We start from the raw sequence: 16,091 nt of genomic DNA, 5'->3' as shown, positions 1-16,091 counted from the left end.
CCTATTATAAAAGAGCAAATGAAGGCGGTGAACCGAACAATGAGAAAAATGACGGCTGCTGTGGAATGGATGCTGCTGATTCTCCTCGTCCTGTACCTTGCCCCCATGGTCATCCCCTTTTCCGACATGCATCATTTCAGCCGCGACATCAACCAGGCCAAAAAGGAAGGGAGCTTTTACCCCGGAAGTCCGGATCGCCAAACGTATTATGACAGCAAGCTTCGCGTAGACGGCGTCATTTATCGCGAAGGCCAGCTGAGCGTCTATATGACGGGAACCGGACTCGGTCCATACAGCAAACTGCCGTCCAACCTTCAAATCGAGACCGACTCCGGGGCGCCATTGCAATATTCAGGGGGAGGAAGCAGCCATAATGTGTTGCGGACCGAAGGGTACTATGTATATAAAAATGTCCCCGATCAGATCCGGTCAGTAACGATCCGCAATCGGGAACCGGCCTACGGACAATCGTTCGCGTTTCATCTTTCGCTAGAAGGGAGCGGTCGCCATGACGAGTAAAAAGCCGAGACTTTGGATCGGGCACCTGATTCGCTGGCTCCTCATAACGGCCGCTTTGACGTTTATCGTCAGAGCTTCCTACGGGTCCGAACCATGGAAACTTACAAGCGTGACCCGTCAGGCGCTAAGCGGAATGGAGCTGCCCGATGCGGCTATCGTATCGGTAGACCCGGGCGAACACGGCGTGCGTTCCGTGTTGCTCGCAGACCGGGAGAACGGCCTGTACCACCGGATATTTGTCTTGCGCAAGTTCGGGATGATATGGAGCAATCCCGGCGGTGGCAGCTTCCGGATGCCTCTAGATCCCGGAATTAAGGCTGATTTCCGTGGAGGGATGACTACTATAGAGGACTACAGGTTTTTTTACTACTCCGGCCAAATAAATGATCCCGCGATCGCCAGGCTGCAGGTCGTCTGGCAGGACGGCGTATCCCAGGACGTCACGGTGCAAAATGGCCTTTATCAAGTGATCCGGGCACTTCCGGCACGTTCATCGGCTTGGAATCCTCGAGACAAACTGATCGCATATGACAGTCAGGACCGGACTCTATACGAGCTTACTCCGGAACGCAACGAAATACGCTGATCTCCCGCCGGCTTGAGTTGATGCGCATCCTCTCAGCGTGTATGCTGTACAGATAGGAACGTATAAAGGAGATCGGGGTATGGATATTCGCATCGTATCGCTTAATGTCGGTAAACCGCAGTCGTTCATCTACAAAGGCGCCGCAGTAGAAACGGGGATTTTCAAGCAGCCGGCGGAGCAAGGTCCGGTGCTGCTGACCGCGACGAATTTTGCAGGCGACGGCCAGGCCGATCTCGTCCACCACGGGGGACCGGACAAAGCCGTATGCGTCTATCCGTTCGAGCATTATGCTTACTGGGAGCGCGAGTTGAACCGGACTATGAATTACGGGGCGTTCGGGGAAAATTTGACGGTGCTCGGCATGACGGAGGACCGGGTATGCATCGGCGATATTTACACCTCGGGAGAGGTACGTCTTCAAGTGACGCAGCCCCGGCAGCCGTGCCACAAGCTGGCCAAAAAATACGATATCCCGGACCTCGCGCTGCGGGTGCAGCATACGGGCTACACCGGCTTTTATTGCCGCGTGCTGACGCCGGGACTGTTCGACCGGAGCGCCCCTCTGACCTTGGAGCGCCGGCACCCGCTCGGCATAACCGTTCAATACGCCAACACGATCAAGCACCACGACAAGATCAACCTGGATGGCATCGCCGCCCTGCTGGCGGTAGAGGAGCTGTCGGGCAACTGGCGGGCCTCCTTCGAGAAACGGATCGCAGGAACCGAACCGTCCGAAGGCGAGCGGTTAAACGGCAAGCCGTAACACTCGGCTCTGCATCCTCGTTCTTGCGAGCAGAGCGCGTTTAGCTTCGCTGAAACGACATATGTGCGAGTTAGTTAAATGGTTAGAGGCTGTCGATTCATGTGGATAACCAAGTGGAAAGGGAAAAGATTACCTTCTGGCGAGTTTTGTCTGGAATCCCCTACCTTACCATCCTTATTCAATCAAGGGATTCCGGACAACCTGTCTGAGCAGAAGAAGGTAACTTTTCACTTGGAACGGCCTACTAACACTTCTACACAATGAATTGACAGTCTCGAGCTAATGAGCTAACTAACCAACTCTAACCAACCAAATAGGAGCCTTTAGTATCCTCTATTTTCGGAATTTTAGGAAGAAAGAGACAAATAGAGACGGTTTGCACCCCTTATTTCAACCAACTGGTCACGTCTGCACCTTTTTTGCCGATTTTAACAGCTCCTAACCGCTCTTATTCCGTGTCTAGGCCGGTTTTCCGACAAAATAAAGCATACAAACCGCTCTTATTCGGTTCTGTCCCCGCTTGGAGCTGGACAACAGTCTAAAGCTAAACGGCCGCCCACGATAGGCGACTTTGCAGTACTGCCGTACTTGGAGCACTTGCGGCACTTGCGGTACTTGCTGCACTTGCAGTTCTAGCAGTTCTAGCAGTTCTAGCAGTTCTAGCAGCGCTTGCCGCGCTTGCGGCACTTGCTGACTCGACAAGCAAGATGGCCCCATCCCCGTTTTAGTACGGTGATAACCTGGATCTAGTCCAAAAAAGACCGGCAAGGCTCAACCTTCATCCGAAGGCTGGACTTTGCCGGTCTTTCCGTACTTCCTCTATTAGCAAGCACAAGGCTTGAACGTATGATCCTTGATCGTCCGGACTACTTTAATTGACGTAATGGAAGTAGCCAGCGGCTGTCTTGGCTTGAAGGTGAGATTCAAGAAATCGGTAAGCTCCACTTCATGGCCGGAATTTTTGAACGCTTCGACGAAATCGCCGACAGTCGGTTTTTTGCCGATCTCGCAGTAGATGTCGATCTGCTTGCTAACTTTGCCAAATCTGTCAAAATACTCCACCGTCGAGTAATATCTTTCCTTCAACATACAGTTCCTCCTAAGAAGTGTAGTCTACCGAATGTTGATGGAGCAGCTTCGCCTCCAACCATTTTCGGCAACCCGGCCGCCTTAGAGAATCCTCCTTAGGCCCGTCGGCTTTGCGTCCCGGACTTTCGTCCGGTTTGCCTTTGTCGTCCTGCTCAGAAACGCACTTTTATACCCGTATTACCTTTTACTATACAATATTACGGGACATTTATCTAGACGAAATCTTCCAAGTGAAGATGAAATTCGAGCACTTGTTTTGCTGCTTTGGTACTATTCACTTTGTGTTGATTCTTGTCGAATAAAAAGTATACCCGGATGCCGACACGGCGAAAGGGAAATCCATATATAGGGGGAACGAGCATGTCTACTCATTGGAGCCGGAGCATCATTGCCAAGCTGAGCTTTTTTGCCGCTCTGTGCGCACTGCTAATGACGGCCGGACAAGCCGCAATTTCTTATTTGCAGCAAAAGGATCAATACTATAACGAGCTCAAACAGTACCAGCAGATGGTGCACAAGTCTGTCGAGCAGCATGCCGGAAAGTTCGCTTCGCTCAAAGACTTTATCAAGACCAACAAAAAAGCCGATCCGGCGCAACCGGGCATTGCCCTTATTCAACCTTATATGGACCTGTACACCGGATCGGGCGGCGTGGCCAATACGTATCTGCTCTATCCCGGAACGATCGAATCCGGGGGCAAAACGGCGATGACGATCATGCTCGCGAACAAATCGCTTGCCGATTCCGGCTTCCAGCCTTCCACTCCGTACGAGCTGCCTCCAGCATTTACGAAAGCGATCCGGGCGGCGGAGAGCGGCGAGATCGGGGTATCCGACGTATTTTCCGACGATTATGGAACATGGGTCAGTATTTTGAGTGCGATACGCGATGACAATGGCGGCATTACGGCCATTTTGGGTATTGATTTCGATTATGCGAACGTACAGCATCAGCTGGACGCCAAGCTGAGGACCAGCTTGCTGGTCGGCCTCCTCACCGGGACGATCGCCGTGGCGATGATGATCGTCGTCATCGTGTGGATCATCAGGCCGGTTCGCGAACTGGCCCGGATTACGCAGAAAGTGGCCGGCGGGGATCTGACCGAATCGGTTTCGATCCGGCGCAAGGACGAGATCGGCGAGCTGGCCGCCTACTTCGGCGTCATGATCGGCAATATCCGCGAGATGATCGGGCGCATCCGCGAGACATCGGACGTCGTCGCCGAGAACGCCGAGACGCTGCACGGCGGATCGGAGCAGACATCGGAGGCCGCCCGCCACGTCGCCATGTCGATCGAGCAGGTAGCAGCCGGTACCGAGCGGCAGTTGACGAGCTCGGAGGAAAGCGCCAAAGCGATGGAAGAGATGGCGCAGGGCGTCCAGCGGATCGCGGAGTCGGCGGTAACCGCGGCCGATTCATCCAATCAGGCGTACTTGCTCGCCGAACAGGGAAGCGAGCAGGTGCGGCAACAGACGACAGATGACGGCCATTCAGGGTGCCGTCAACAGCGCGTCCGGCTCCATGGAACGGCTGGGCCGGTTATCCGACGAGATCGGATCGATTACATCGCTCATCTCGACCATCGCCGGACAGACGAACCTGCTCGCTCTGAATGCGGCGATCGAAGCGGCCCGGGCCGGGGAACACGGCCGCGGCTTCGCCGTCGTATCCGGTGAAATCCGCAAGCTCGCCGAGCAGTCCCGACAAGCAGCGGTCCAGATCCACGATCTCGTCGATTCAATCCAGGCGGGAACCCGCGAAGCGATCCAGACGATGCAGACGGGAGCCAGCGAAGTGGAGGGCATGTCCGAAACCGTCGAATCGGTCGACCGTTTATTTACGAGCATCGTCGGTTCGATCGAAGAGGTAACCCGTCAGATTATGGAGGTATCCGCCTCGTCCGAGCAGATGTCCGCGAGCTCGCAGGAGGTAAGCGCCTCGATCGCCGAACTGGCGCACATCTCGAAGCAGGCGACCGAGTACACGCATCAAGTCGCGGCCAGCTCGGAAGAGCAGCTCGCATCCATGGAAGAAATCGTCCGCTCGTCCACCGCTCTGCACGATACGGCGCAGCAGCTGCGAAGCGTAATCGACAAATTCAAAACATAAAACGTACGGGCTCCCTTCTTATTTTGTAATCAAATTGAAATGTTATTTTCATGGAACTCTAATGTTCGGGCGTTATACTAATTTTCGACCCCCTTTTTTTCATATATAATGTTTACGACCCGCGGCCCGTTGCTTGCGGGTCGCTTTTTTTTGCGCTTCATCGCAGCCGCCGGGATACAAGGACTTCCGGACGTTCAGGAGCATAATCGCCCCGTCCAGTAAGGCTCGTCTTATTTGTAATCAAACTGAAATCTGATTTTCATCTCACTCTAATGTTCGCGCGCTATACTAATTCTCGACCCCCTTTTTTCATATATAAATGTTACGACCCGCGGCCCGTTGCTTGCGGGTCGCTTTTTTTGCGTTTCATCGATCGCAGCCAATCGGGACCATCAAACGGATTTATCTGGAAAATCCGGAGATTTCATGGTTATAATAAAGCAACAACCGATAGAAAAAAGCAAGGGGGCTTGCTAATGAACCGTTTTCTGGATGCGAACGATCCGGCCGGATTTGCTGCTTACTCCGCTTCCCATCTGGGAGCGCTGGCCGTTCTGGTTGTCCTGCTCTTGATGCTGTACGGATTGCGGCGCTGGTTCCGGTACGGAAACAGAAGCCGCTACGGCCGGTACGCACTCGCCGGCGTGCTTGCGCTGTCGGAAATATCGTTAAACGTGTGGTATGTGACCGAGGACGTGTACAGCGTCAAGGATACGCTTCCGCTGGAGCTTTGCAGCATCACCTTGTACTTATGCGTATTCATGCTTCTATTCAATAGCCGGGTTTTATTTGGAATCGCTTACTTCACAGGAATCGGGGGGGCGATGCAGGCGCTGCTGACGCCGGTGCTTTATTACGATTACCCTCATTTCCGGTTTCTCGAATTTTTCGCCGCCCATATCGCGATTCTATTGGCCGTTTTTTATATGGTTTGGGTGGAGCGTTTCTGGCCGACCTTCCGCTCGGTGCTGCTTGCCATGGGATTTCTGAACGTGCTGCTCCCCGTCATCCTGTTCGTCAATGCGGTCACCGGCGGCAACTACATGTTTCTTTCCGGCAAGCCGGAAACGCCCTCCCTGCTCGATTGGTTAGGTCCGTATCCATGGTATTTGCTGTCGCTCGAGGCGGCCGCCTTCTTCCTGTTCCTGGTGCTGTATGTCCCATTCGCCCTGACCCCCGCTTCTCCGGCCGAGCGACAAAATAAGCCCGGGTAACAAGCGCCCGCCCTATCGGCCTTTTACATCAGCGCATCCGCCGCTTTCTCCAGCCCCATTCCTCTAGACGCTTTCAGGAGGACGGCATCGGACGGCTTCACGATCTCTCGAATCCATCGGACCGCCTCCTCCCTGCTTCTGAACGCCGCCACATGCCCCGGGGGATACACCTTCGCTGCTTCCTTGGCGATCTCTCCGCCGAGCTCTCCGATCGTAACGACATATTGGATACGTTCGGGATTCAACATCCGCCCGATTTCCCGATGAAATTCCGCCGCCCGGTCGCCGAGCTCGAGCATATCTCCGGCTGCCATAATTTTATTCCCGCAGCCGCCGAGCTGCTCAAGCGTCTCGATCGCGGCCTTCATCGATACCGGACTAGCGTTCCAGGCATCGTTAATGATCGTATACCCTAGAGACGAATGCAGCACCTCCATCCTCATTCCGGTAACTTTTGCAACCTGCAAACCTGCCGCTATAAGCTTCTTGGGAATGCCGAGCAGCCTCGCCGCAGCGATTGCCGCCAAGGCGTTGTTCACATTATGCCGGCCGAGCAGCGGGATGCGATACGAAGCGTTGTCGAGCTTGAACCAGGTTCCCCCGGGATCGTCGCCAACCTCACCCGGCACGAGATCGTGGGAAGCGTCCGTTCCGAAACGAACGGTGCGGAGGAGTGGCAACCGGTTGCTTGCCCCTTCAACTAACAAACGTTCGTCCCCGTTATAAACAAGCACCCCGCCTTCCCTAAAACCGTCGGCAATCTCCAGCTTCGCCTCGGCTATCGCTTCCCGGCTGCCCAAGGTAGACAGGTGCGATACGCCAATCATCGTAATGACGGCAATATCCGGCTGGGCGAGCCGGGACAACCGCCCGATCTGGCCGCGTTCGCTCATCCCCATCTCGATGACAGCGACATCGGTATCCGGCTCCATATCCAAGAGCGTCAGAGGAACACCGATCTGGCTGTTCAGATTGCCTTTCGTTTTGTGCACCTTGTACATCGTTCCGAGAATCGATTCGATCATATCTTTCGTAGTCGTTTTGCCATTGCTTCCGGTAACGCCGATCACCTTCGCCGGCAGTTCGCTGCGATAGCCATGCCGCTGCACTCCCATCATAAAGGCTTCTTGGTATGAAGGAAATTCGCCTTCAGCCGCCGCCGTTCTGCAACCTGGATAACAAGCTGTAGGCAGGGTTTACTTCCCAAGTTTCATATGGAACCAAAACTTTCGCTTTCATGGCGTCAAGAGTGCGGGATCGCTGCTGCGGACGAGTGATGTAATCGCCGATGTTGGATTCGTTCAACCCGATATATCCCGCTTCCGCGATCTCCTCCGGCTGAATCCGGATGTCGCCGCTGACGTATTCCGCTTGAAAGACGACAACCAGAACCTGCTTGGTCGCATTGTAGTAAACGCCTGTAACTCCGAGCGGACGGATGACGATTCCGGTCTCCTCCCACACTTCCCGCGTTACCGCTGCATCCAGCGGCTCCCCCGCCTCGACGCAGCCTCCCGGCATCTCCCACGTATCGGAGCGCCAATGTGTCCGGACCAGGAGCACCTCCCCGCTTTCGTTTTGGACCAACGCGCCAACAGCTACAACATGCTTTGGAGATACATATTCCAACGCGCATCACCACCTCGTTCAGATACATCCCAATATACCTTATCCATCCTATTCCTGGGGCTGATATCATCATGATTGTTTCCTGATGAAAGCGGAGCGGTTTATTATGAAAAAACGTCCGGTAAAGTTGTCCACTCGGTCCTTTGACGTGCAAACCCATGCGGTGGTGCGTGGGAGGGAATGATGTTGGGCTACAGTCGTTGACTCCTAATCGGTGTTGTCTGGAGGTAGGTTTATGGAAACAACGGGACTTCAAATGCGGCCTGTAAACAGCTTTCTTGCGAGCTGGCATGTTCCGATACCCGAAATACATCATGCGTAATACAGTCTCTTTGCAATATAGGGGACTTTTGCACCCTCTATTTTCGGCCTTTTCGGGAAACTCAGGCGTATAAAAGCGGTTTGTACCCCTTATTTCAATCAAACAGGGGGGGATTGCACCTTGTTCGCCGATTTTTAGAGCCCCAAACCGCTCTTATTTCCCCATCCAATCGGGCTTCGGACAAAATAAAGACTCCAATCCGCTCTTATCCGGTACTTTCCGGCTACGAGCAGGGCATGGGCCGTACCGCGACAAGATGAACGGCCTCCGGCACTTGCCTGGCACAATAAGAAACCCTCTAAGCGACTAAACGAAGCCTGTTCAACGAGAACCCCGCATAAGCGGAGGCATTTCTTTGCAAGAAATCTTTTGCAAGCTCGATCGATGCTCCCGTATCGAACAACAAGTCGACCATCTCTCCGTCGATCTTTACCTGAATACGCGGAAAACTGTTCATCCGGCTCCCCTGATCGTTGTGCAAAAAGCCGAGAGGCACCGTATGAGGGCTATCCTTCATCGCTTCCCCGGCCATTACGTCGGGATCGTAAATAAACTGCTTACGGATATAATCGAAAACCCATACCCGATCCGCAAACCAGGCTTGGCCGATCAGTCCATCCAGCCCCTCCAGCACTCCCCTCGGCTCGGACATTACCAGAAACTTGCCCGGACACCCTCCGACCAGTAAGGGAGGAACAGCTTCGTCTTCCTCGCCAAAGGGCAAACCTACCGCAGGGAACGTCTTGTTCCCGACGACTTCCGTAGCGTCCGGAACCAGCCCCGCCTTGCGGATCGCCTTCTCCGTAAGCACGAGACCCCCTCCCGTATCAGTCAGCAGTTGAAGCGGCACTCCGTCTCTGGTGACAAGCCGGATCAAGATGCGGTCATCCCTGAATTCGGCGGGCGATAGCCGGGTTGTATTTGTCTTCATCCCTGAAAACCTCCAGTTCTGTTACAAGGCAGTCCCCACAGCAAGCCAGCCCGGTACTTAGTCAACACCCATCCCGGGTATTCTGACCTGTCTGCGTAGTATTCCAACTAGCATAACACAATTTCAATATATTGGAAATTCATCCGATTCCGCTAAAAAGAACACAGTTGCCCGCTTCACGAGACTGTGATACGCTTAGATCAACCGATATTATGATTAAAGTTACTTTATTCTAATTAAAAGAAAACGGTGAGCCAAATTTGAACGAAGAAGAGATCAAATTAATCGTCCCCCGACAGGAGGGCCAGATCAGCGCCATGTTCTCGCGCGGCGGTCCCCGGGAAGGCGCCGGACGCAAAGCGATCGGCCAGACACGCAAGCTGTCGCTCACGCTGTCCGAACCGGCATGGGCCGAGCTGGAAAACCGGTGCCGGGAAAGCAATCAGACGAAGTCGGAATGGATTCGGGAGCTGATTACGAATTATTTCGCAGCGAAGACGGACCGGCAGGAGGATTTATGAAAATTGAAGTCTCGCAAGCGGAGCTGCTTCATGCGTTGCAGCAGACGGCGCGGGCGGTTCCACCCAGCAGCCCGCTTCCCATCCTGGCCGGTATGGTGCTGCGTATTCATCGGGAAGGCATCACGCTGCTTGCAGGAAGCTCGCCGATGGTCATCCGCACCGACATCCGCATTCCGATGCCCGGTCTGCCGCGGGAAACCGAAGACAACGGCCTCGTCGTACCCGCCCGGACGTTCGCAGACATCGTGCGCAAGCTGCCTCCCGGACCGGTGGAGCTGGAACAAACCGACCGGTCCATGCTGTGCATCCGCGCGGGCAGCGGGCTGTTTCGCCTGTGCGGTACAGATGGCGAGGAATACCCGGCTGCGCCTGAAATCGGACGTCCGACACTGCAGCTCCGGCTGCCGAACACAGTATTGAAGTCGATGATCCGGCAAGTCGCTTTTGCCGTCTCGGCCTCCGAGACGCGGCCGATTCTCACCGGAGTATGGTGCAGATCTGACGGCGAGCAGTTGAAGCTCGTCGCCACCGACAGCGTGCGCTTCGCCTCCACCACCTCACGGATCGAGCAACCAAGCGACACTCCCCCGTTCGAAGCGATCGTCCCGGGACGATGCATGGCCGAGTTGGCCAAAATGCTGCAGGACGATCAGGGGGAGACCCGGATCGATGCGGATGAAGCGTTGATCCGCTTCCACACGGCGGATATGACGCTAAGCTGCTCGCTTTTGCATGGAGCCTATCCTCCCATCGACAGATTGGTGCCGGCGAGGCCCAACTGCGAATTAAAGGTCGATACGGAGAAGTTGTTGCAGGCGATCGAGCGGGTGACTTTACTGTCCGGCGAAGGCTGTGTCGTTTTCTTGCATACGGTCTCCGCCGAATCCGCAGCGTTAGTCGGCCAAGCCGCCGAAGTGGGCGACGTCAGGGAAGAAGTGCCGATCGAGACCGTAGCAGGAGAAGGGGTGGCGATCTCGTTTAACGGCAAATATATGACGGATATTTTGCGGGCAATCGCCGGTGGTACGCTGATGCTGCGCTTTTACGACAAGCTCGGCCCGATCGCCGCCGAACCGGAGCCCGCGGCCGGTTCCTCCTCTTTGTATCTGCTTACGCCTATCCGTACATCGCGATGATCGCACACCGTTTACAGCACAGACGTATTCAGGCGGGTATGACACGAATGTATTCTTTCCTGACGGACCGGGAAAAGTAAAGCGGACCATTCCAGATATCTTTTATCCGGAGGTGAATCACTATGGAGCAGCGCGGTAAGAACAGCGAACAACTGGAGCAAAACTTGGCGGACGCCCTGACCGAAGGGGAGATGGAGGAAACGACTCCCGACGAAGCGGCGGTTCGGCGGCTGAGCCCCCGGTACGAAGTGCGCGTGCAACTGGAGCGCGACCCGATCGTCGAAGAGACGTTGCTCTTCAGGCGGATGGCGAAAGAAGTGGACAACAGGTATGACAAGTATATGTCGCGGACGCAGCCATCCTGCGATCCGGACCACGAGGCAGACGGTTGAAAGTCAGCCTGTATCCGATACCCCGGAAGACGGGGCCGGGCTCCCGAAGCATGGACCCAATGGGAAAACAAGCTCCGAACTCTCTATATCAAGCAAAAAAACAGCAGGTTACGGTCCAAGCCGTCGCCTGCTATTCGTCTTTACTCTGAATGACCAGCAGCATACCGTCCCGGATCGAGACATGCCCGCTCTCTTCAACGATGACGTTGCTGATGCCCAGCGATTGTCCGATCGATAACGTCGCTTCCGTCAGTGGATACAGAAAACCTTGCAGCGTAATTCCAGTTACTTCCGCACTGAGCGGAAGCAAGGAGACGTTGGCGAACTTGCCTTTGTGCAACGCCGTCACCTGACCGGGTCCGAGCAGCCTCAGTTCATTGTGGCGATCCGCGATGAGGGAAGGAATCCCGTGCTGAAGCCCTTTGCGCAGCAAATGGACGTTGGCGAGCGAATGATCGAACCGGCTGCCAAGCGCCCCCAGCAGTACGATCCCAGCCGGCCGGCGATCCAGCGCCCAGTTAAACGCCATCTCAGTATCGGTCCAATCTTTCATCACCGGATCGCAGTCGATCAAGGCCTCGCTGCCTTGCCGGATCTCGTCCAGCTCCTCGGCCGTCACCGAGTCGAAATCACCCAGCGCTAGCGCCGGCCGGTAGCCGTTCCTCACGAGAAACAACGCGCCCCGGTCCGCTCCTACGAGTAAGTCCCCGGGTTGGATATAGCCGCTCACCCAATCGCCGACCGTACCGCCTGTAACGATGATAATTCGGGATGACACGCGTCTAACCCCCCGTGTATTTAATGACTTGATATTCTCCAACTCCAAGGCTTCCCTACTCCTGAACTTCCCGGTATTCCACCGTACCTGTCGTAAGCTGGGCTTGACCTTGCGTCAGATCGGTCATCCAGGCGAGAAATGCCTCCGCTTCTTTCGCGCGGGGCCAACACGCAATCGTCACCTTGTCGGTAAAAAACGTTTCTCCGAGCATTGTACCCCGGCCGCGCAGCCCGTTCTCGACTTTCCCGTGCCACGTGTAATCGATCTCGACCCGCACTTCCTGATGAAGCGCCAGCGTAAGCGGCTCTGCCGCAGCCAAACCTTCGACAGTGGCATCCGTATAGGCGCGAATCAGCCCGCCCGCTCCGAGCATAATGCCGCCGAAGTAACGGGTCACGACGACGACCGTGTTTTTGAGCCCTTGCTGCTTGATCACTTCAAGAATCGGCTTGCCTGCCGTTCCGCTCGGCTCCCCGTCGTCGGATTGTTTCTGGAATTCGTCCCGTTCCCCTACGACATAAGCCGAACAATTGTGCGTGGCCGACCAATGCTCTTTCTTGATCTCCTCGATAAACGCGACCGCTTCCTCTTCGCTCTCCACCGGCTTCACGTGACCGATAAACCGCGACTTCTTGATGACGATCTCGGCAGACGTTTGCCTCCGCACGGTCCGGTATTGTTCCAGCTTCATCCGAATCCTCCTCTCGTCCGTTATGTGCGCCAAAAGAGCGGGCGGCGGCAACACCCGCACAATCCCGCTCCCTCACACACAGCATGCTTTCGCTAGCAGCAGCATCAGCCTGCCGCCTGTCCCTCTTATTCGCCGAGGCGCGCTTCCAGCTCCGCCTTTTCCTTCTCATAACCGGGTTTGCCCAGCAGCGCGAACATATTTTTCTTGTACGCTTCCACGCCCGGCTGGTCGAACGGATTGACGCCGAGCAAGTAACCGCTGATACCGCACGCTTTTTCGAAGAAATAAACCATATAACCGAACGAGTACGCCGAAATATCCGGAATCGTCACGATCAGGTTCGGCACGCCGCCGTCCGTATGCGCCAGCATCGTTCCCTGGAACGCCTTTTTGTTGACGAAATCCATCGTCTGACCGGCCAGGAAGTTCAAGCCGTCGAGGTTTTCCGGATCGGTGCCGATCTCGATTTGTTCCGGTACGTTCGTTACTTGGATAACCGTCTCGAACAAGTTGCGAGCGCCTTCCTGGATAAATTGCCCCATGGAGTGAAGATCGGCGGAGAAGTCGACGGAAGCCGGGTAAATGCCCTTCTGGTCTTTCCCTTCGCTTTCCCCGTACAACTGCTTCCACCACTCGGAAACGTAATGGAGCGACGGCTCGTAGTTCACGAGAATCTCGATCGCTTTGCCTTTCCGGTACAAGGCGTTGCGCACGGCCGCATACTGGTAGCTCGCGTTGCTGTCCAGATCCGGGTTGGCAAACTCTCGGGAAGCGTCGGCCGCGCCTTCCATCATCGAACCGATGTCGATTCCCGCCGTAGCGATCGGCAGCAGTCCTACAGCCGTCAGCACGGAGTAACGTCCGCCTACGTCGTCCGGAATAACGAACGATTCGTAGCCTTCCGCGTCGGACAGCTTCTTCAGGGCGCCCTTCTCGCGGTCCGTCGTGGCGTAGATCCGTTTGCGTGCGCCTTCCTTGCCGTATTTGCGCTCCAGCAGCTCTCGGAAAATGCGGAAGGCGATAGCCGGCTCCGTCGTCGTCCCGGATTTGGAGATAACATTAACCGAGAAGTCTTTGCCTTCCAACAGTTGAATCAGATGAGTGACATAGGTCGAGCTGATATTGTTGCCGACAAAATAGATTTCCGGCGTATGGCGTTTCTCTTTTGGAAGCACGTTATAAAAAGAATGCGACAACATCTCGATTGCTGCGCGCGCACCCAGATAAGACCCGCCGATCCCGATGACGACAAGCGCGTCGGAATCTCCCTGAATCCGCTTGGCGGCTTCCTGGATGCGGGCAAACTCCTCTTTATCGTATTGCGTAGGCAGATCGATCCATCCCAAGTAGTCCGAACCCGCCCCGGTCCCCTTGTGCAGCTGCTCATGGGCTAAACGTACCGGTTCGCGAAAATATTCGATTTCGTGCTGCTGCACGAATGCGGCAGCGCGGCTATAGTCAAATTGAAGCTTTGGTTTCTGAGTCATTTCCTTACCCCTCCTCGGTTTTCATTAGCAATAGAATACTTGAATTGTCCGCGCAAAAGCAAGTAGTGGGTCATTCACAGAGCTTTCGGATAGTGCTACAATGGTTCTAGGTCCAGCAGCACTCCAGGCACCATCTTCTGCAAATATTCGAGGTGAAAATAATGAAAAAAATCGGGTTTATCGGCCTGGGAACGATGGGACTGCCCATGGCAGCCAACCTGCTGCGCAAAGGCTTTTCATTGACCGTATACAACCGTACATCTGAAAAAACGGCGGAGCTGGTTCGTCGAGGCGCCCATTACGCCGCCACTCCGGCCGAAGCGGTGCGGGACGCAGACGTCTTGATAACGATGCTTAGCAACGATATAGCCCTCCGGCAAACGTTCTACGATCCGAATGGAATAATAGAAGGCATCCGTCACGGCATGACGGTGATCGACTGCAGCACCATTTCCCCGCATATGAGCAAGACTCTGTATGCCGAACTGGCCGATCTGGCCGTCGACTTTCTGGATGCACCGGTAACCGGCAGCAAGCCGGCAGCGGAGAGCGGCACGCTTCTGTTCATGGTCGGCGGACGGGAGGAAGCGCTTCATGAGCACCGCGACGTATTCGAAGCGATGGGCAACCGGATCGTCTATATGGGCCCTTCCGGATCAGGCTCTTATGCCAAGCTCGCCCACAATACGATGGTCGGCATTAACGCCATCGGCTTCGTGGAAGGGATGGCGCTTGCCGCCAAAGCGAATATCGACCTGGAGAAATTTTACGAGATCGTCCTGGCCGGCGGCGCGGGCAGCAAACAAGCTGAGCTAAAAGGCCCAAAAATGTTGAACCGCGATTTCGCCACTCAATTTTCGATGCAGCTGATGCATAAAGATTTGCGGCTCGCTTCGCAGCTCACCGATCAGCTTCAATTGACCGCTCCGCTCCTCGGTCTGGCCAAAAGCGTCTTCGAAATGGGCCTGAGCAAAGGGCTCGGTGATCAGGATCTAAGCGCTGTCGTGATGTGCTACGAGGAATGGATGGACAAGAAGATCGAAGTATGTAAGCGGGAAGAAGTTCCATCCGAGGAGCTGCTGCCGAAGCTGCAATTAAATATCGAGCGTCGCCGCAGCGTCCGGGTCCCTATGAACATCCGGCTTCTGCTGTCCGTCTACCAGTGGGAGCACGAAGGGGCGTTCTCCGGTCAAAATATCGAAGGCACGCTGTACGACTTGTCCGACAGCGGCCTCCAATTGACCAGCACATTTCCGCTTGCGCAAGATATGTTCGTCGTGATCCATTTTCCGCAGGATGCGGGCTTGCCGCCGATTACGGCGCGGATTATCCGGGTCATCTCGGACGGCACCGGATTCCGTTACGGCTGTATGCTGTCCGGACTTCCACCGCATACCCGGATCAAGCTGGAGGAATATATCCAGCTCAAGCTTCAGGAGACGGAGATGAACGAGCAGACGTAATCGGTGATCGTCTTCACGTCCACCTTAAACGTAGCGCCCGCCGGCACCTCGAACTGCATGCCGCCCGTGAAAGGCTTCCATTCGGTCTCTCCGGGCAGCAGGACGAGAAGATCGCCGGCCGTTATTTCCATAATCTCGACGACATCGGTGGTGAATTGGTATTGCCCGGGCAGCATGACGCCTAACGTTTTTTTGGAACCGTCGGCGAACACGACCGTACGGCTCGTAACGCCGCCGTCGAAGTAAACGTTAGCTTTTTTCAATACTGTGACATGTTCGAATTGAGACACCTTGGTTTCACTCTCCCTGGTTGGATGGTGTGCTGCAAGTTTAAAACGAACGCAATATCAACAAAAGATCAAAATAAGGGTCCCTCCGGGACTCTTATTTTGTCGAATTACCCATTTTATTGAAAACGGGAGTTGGCAGGCCCGCTATGCCACTGCCTGCCAAAGCGGAC

At 55.1% G+C, this 16,091-nt stretch carries 17 protein-coding genes, 1 pseudogene and 1 riboswitch; of the genes and pseudogenes, 10 read left to right on the top strand and 8 right to left on the bottom strand.

Going from position 1 to position 16,091, the window contains the following annotated elements; translation table 11 throughout:
• Positions 1-39: 39 nt before the first annotated feature.
• The 3 genes from IDH45_RS23050 to IDH45_RS23040 all read left to right on the top strand — a co-directional run bounded on the left by IDH45_RS23050 (position 40) and on the right by IDH45_RS23040 (position 1,868).
• Positions 40-519, top strand: coding sequence for a hypothetical protein (locus IDH45_RS23050; protein WP_190930483.1), 480 nt, complete (start codon positions 40-42; stop codon positions 517-519).
• Entirely contained in the window at positions 509-1,105 is a 597-nt protein-coding gene (locus IDH45_RS23045) for a hypothetical protein (RefSeq protein WP_190930482.1), read from the top strand. The genes IDH45_RS23050 and IDH45_RS23045 overlap by 11 nt, the downstream gene beginning before the upstream one ends.
• Positions 1,106-1,184: 79 nt before the next feature.
• On the top strand, positions 1,185-1,868 hold the full coding sequence (locus IDH45_RS23040; RefSeq protein ID WP_190930481.1) for an MOSC domain-containing protein: 684 nt from the start codon (positions 1,185-1,187) through the stop codon (positions 1,866-1,868).
• A gap of 822 nt (positions 1,869-2,690) precedes the next feature.
• Here the strand turns inward: IDH45_RS23040 and IDH45_RS23035 are convergent.
• Positions 2,691-2,957: a hypothetical protein gene (locus tag IDH45_RS23035; RefSeq protein ID WP_190930480.1), complete on the bottom strand. Its 267-nt coding sequence runs from the start codon at positions 2,955-2,957 to the stop codon at positions 2,691-2,693.
• A gap of 63 nt (positions 2,958-3,020) precedes the next feature.
• Positions 3,021-3,106: riboswitch (cyclic di-GMP riboswitch) on the bottom strand.
• Between the two features lie 166 nt (positions 3,107-3,272).
• Between IDH45_RS23035 and IDH45_RS35045 the strand changes: the two are divergent.
• The 3 genes and pseudogenes from IDH45_RS35045 to IDH45_RS23025 all read left to right on the top strand — a co-directional run.
• A pseudogene (locus IDH45_RS35045) lies at positions 3,273-4,130 on the top strand (HAMP domain-containing protein); the annotation flags it as partial.
• Between the two features lie 349 nt (positions 4,131-4,479).
• On the top strand, positions 4,480-5,067 hold the full coding sequence (locus tag IDH45_RS34245; protein ID WP_263364856.1) for a methyl-accepting chemotaxis protein: 588 nt from the start codon (positions 4,480-4,482) through the stop codon (positions 5,065-5,067).
• Positions 5,068-5,543: 476 nt separating this feature from the next.
• Positions 5,544-6,281 (top strand): YwaF family protein, encoded by a 738-nt coding sequence (locus tag IDH45_RS23025; protein WP_190930478.1) that lies wholly within the window; start codon positions 5,544-5,546, stop codon positions 6,279-6,281.
• 23 nt (positions 6,282-6,304) lie between these two features.
• On the opposite strand, the gene IDH45_RS23020 is transcribed toward IDH45_RS23025, so the two are convergent.
• From IDH45_RS23020 to IDH45_RS23010, 3 genes are all read right to left on the bottom strand, one after another.
• Positions 6,305-7,396: a UDP-N-acetylmuramoyl-tripeptide--D-alanyl-D-alanine ligase gene (locus tag IDH45_RS23020; protein WP_190930477.1), complete on the bottom strand. Its 1,092-nt coding sequence runs from the start codon at positions 7,394-7,396 to the stop codon at positions 6,305-6,307.
• A 34-nt stretch (positions 7,397-7,430) separates the two neighbouring features.
• Positions 7,431-7,910, bottom strand: coding sequence for an NUDIX domain-containing protein (locus tag IDH45_RS23015; RefSeq protein WP_190930476.1), 480 nt, complete (start codon positions 7,908-7,910; stop codon positions 7,431-7,433).
• 620 nt (positions 7,911-8,530) lie between these two features.
• The gene (locus IDH45_RS23010) at positions 8,531-9,163 is read right to left on the bottom strand and encodes a hypothetical protein (protein WP_190930475.1); all 633 of its coding nucleotides are present in this window, start codon (positions 9,161-9,163) and stop codon (positions 8,531-8,533) included.
• Positions 9,164-9,423: 260 nt separating this feature from the next.
• On the opposite strand from IDH45_RS23010, the gene IDH45_RS23005 reads away from it, so the two are divergent.
• From IDH45_RS23005 to IDH45_RS22995, 3 genes are all read left to right on the top strand, one after another.
• A complete protein-coding gene (locus IDH45_RS23005; RefSeq protein WP_190930474.1) occupies positions 9,424-9,684 on the top strand; it encodes a ribbon-helix-helix protein, CopG family in 261 nt (86 codons plus the stop codon).
• Entirely contained in the window at positions 9,681-10,820 is a 1,140-nt protein-coding gene (dnaN, locus tag IDH45_RS23000; protein WP_190930473.1) for a DNA polymerase III subunit beta, read from the top strand. The genes IDH45_RS23005 and dnaN overlap by 4 nt, the downstream gene beginning before the upstream one ends.
• 122 nt (positions 10,821-10,942) lie before the next feature.
• A complete protein-coding gene (locus IDH45_RS22995) occupies positions 10,943-11,212 on the top strand; it encodes a hypothetical protein (protein WP_190930472.1) in 270 nt (89 codons plus the stop codon).
• A 130-nt stretch (positions 11,213-11,342) separates the two neighbouring features.
• Here the strand turns inward: IDH45_RS22995 and IDH45_RS22990 are convergent, their stop codons facing one another.
• From IDH45_RS22990 to IDH45_RS22980, 3 genes are all read right to left on the bottom strand, one after another.
• On the bottom strand, positions 11,343-11,990 hold the full coding sequence (locus tag IDH45_RS22990; protein WP_190930471.1) for a thiamine diphosphokinase: 648 nt from the start codon (positions 11,988-11,990) through the stop codon (positions 11,343-11,345).
• 55 nt (positions 11,991-12,045) lie between these two features.
• A complete protein-coding gene (locus tag IDH45_RS22985; RefSeq protein WP_190930470.1) occupies positions 12,046-12,681 on the bottom strand; it encodes a YigZ family protein in 636 nt (211 codons plus the stop codon).
• 125 nt (positions 12,682-12,806) lie between these two features.
• Entirely contained in the window at positions 12,807-14,168 is a 1,362-nt protein-coding gene (locus IDH45_RS22980) for a glucose-6-phosphate isomerase (RefSeq protein ID WP_190930469.1), read from the bottom strand.
• A 152-nt stretch (positions 14,169-14,320) separates the two neighbouring features.
• Between IDH45_RS22980 and IDH45_RS34240 the strand changes: the two genes are divergently transcribed.
• Positions 14,321-15,631: an NAD(P)-binding domain-containing protein gene (locus IDH45_RS34240; protein ID WP_317891268.1), complete on the top strand. Its 1,311-nt coding sequence runs from the start codon at positions 14,321-14,323 to the stop codon at positions 15,629-15,631.
• Here the strand turns inward: IDH45_RS34240 and ppnP are convergent.
• Positions 15,601-15,921: a pyrimidine/purine nucleoside phosphorylase gene (gene ppnP / locus IDH45_RS22970; RefSeq protein WP_190930467.1), complete on the bottom strand. Its 321-nt coding sequence runs from the start codon at positions 15,919-15,921 to the stop codon at positions 15,601-15,603. The genes IDH45_RS34240 and ppnP overlap by 31 nt on opposite strands.
• Between the last annotated feature and the right edge of the window lie 170 nt (positions 15,922-16,091).

The organism is Paenibacillus oceani, from assembly GCF_014705615.1.
Taxonomy (GTDB): Bacteria; Bacillota; Bacilli; order Paenibacillales; family NBRC-103111; genus Paenibacillus_AB; species Paenibacillus_AB oceani.
This window is presented reverse-complemented; position numbering and strand designations above follow the sequence as displayed.

Coding starts and splice junctions, on each gene's coding strand:
- IDH45_RS23035 (WP_190930480.1), bottom strand. CDS start 2,957: ATGTTGAAGGAAAGATATTACTCGACGGTGGAGTATTTTGACAGATTT.
- IDH45_RS22995 (WP_190930472.1), top strand. CDS start 10,943: ATGGAGCAGCGCGGTAAGAACAGCGAACAACTGGAGCAAAACTTGGCG.
- IDH45_RS34245 (WP_263364856.1), top strand. CDS start 4,480: ATGGAACGGCTGGGCCGGTTATCCGACGAGATCGGATCGATTACATCG.
- IDH45_RS22980 (WP_190930469.1), bottom strand. CDS start 14,168: ATGACTCAGAAACCAAAGCTTCAATTTGACTATAGCCGCGCTGCCGCA.
- IDH45_RS23045 (WP_190930482.1), top strand. CDS start 509: ATGACGAGTAAAAAGCCGAGACTTTGGATCGGGCACCTGATTCGCTGG.
- IDH45_RS22985 (WP_190930470.1), bottom strand. CDS start 12,681: ATGAAGCTGGAACAATACCGGACCGTGCGGAGGCAAACGTCTGCCGAG.
- IDH45_RS23020 (WP_190930477.1), bottom strand. CDS start 7,396: ATGGGAGTGCAGCGGCATGGCTATCGCAGCGAACTGCCGGCGAAGGTG.
- IDH45_RS23050 (WP_190930483.1), top strand. CDS start 40: ATGAGAAAAATGACGGCTGCTGTGGAATGGATGCTGCTGATTCTCCTC.
- IDH45_RS23040 (WP_190930481.1), top strand. CDS start 1,185: ATGGATATTCGCATCGTATCGCTTAATGTCGGTAAACCGCAGTCGTTC.
- dnaN (WP_190930473.1), top strand. CDS start 9,681: ATGAAAATTGAAGTCTCGCAAGCGGAGCTGCTTCATGCGTTGCAGCAG.
- IDH45_RS23025 (WP_190930478.1), top strand. CDS start 5,544: ATGAACCGTTTTCTGGATGCGAACGATCCGGCCGGATTTGCTGCTTAC.
- IDH45_RS23010 (WP_190930475.1), bottom strand. CDS start 9,163: ATGAAGACAAATACAACCCGGCTATCGCCCGCCGAATTCAGGGATGAC.